Here is a 554-nt window from a genome sequence, read left to right as displayed (position 1 = left end):
CCAGGAACAGGATGCCCCACAGCACACCGAATACCGGGATCAGGAAAGTGACCGACACCGCGCGCGTCGGGCCCACATGCGCAACAAGGCGGAAGAAGAGGATGTAGGCGACGCCCGTGCACGCAATGCCCAGCGCGATGACGTGCAGCCACACGCCGCCGGTGGGCGTTTGCGCCGGCCACAGCCAGTAGGCCAGCGGTGCAAGTACGATGGCGGCGGCCAATTGGCTGCCGGTCGCCACGGCCAGCGGCGGCACGCCGGTCAGGAAACGCTTGGTGTAGCTGCTGGCGACGCCATACAGCACGGTGGCGGCCAGCGCCGCCGCCACGGCCACGCCGCCCTGTTTTGCGTCGATGACAGACGACCCGCCGACCAGGACGATCACGCCGACAAAGCCGATCGCCAATCCCAGCACGCGCAGCGACGACATCCGCTCACCCAGCCAGGTGAAGGCGACGATGGCCGCAAACAGCGGGGCCGCGGCGTTGAGCACCGAGGTGAACCCCGCCGTGAGTGTCAGTTCGGCAAAGGCGAACAGGCAGAACGGGATGGCC

The 554-nt window shown here is 68.1% G+C and carries 1 protein-coding gene; it reads right to left on the bottom strand.

What is annotated here, in order from left to right; all coding sequences use genetic code 11:
- Positions 1 to 554 (bottom strand): DMT family transporter (locus D1614_RS28650; RefSeq protein WP_147384408.1); only part of this gene is annotated, 554 nt, incomplete at both ends.

Source organism: Maribellus luteus, from assembly GCF_003576475.1.
GTDB lineage: Bacteria > Bacteroidota > Bacteroidia > Bacteroidales > Prolixibacteraceae > Draconibacterium > Draconibacterium luteum.
This window is presented reverse-complemented; position numbering and strand designations above follow the sequence as displayed.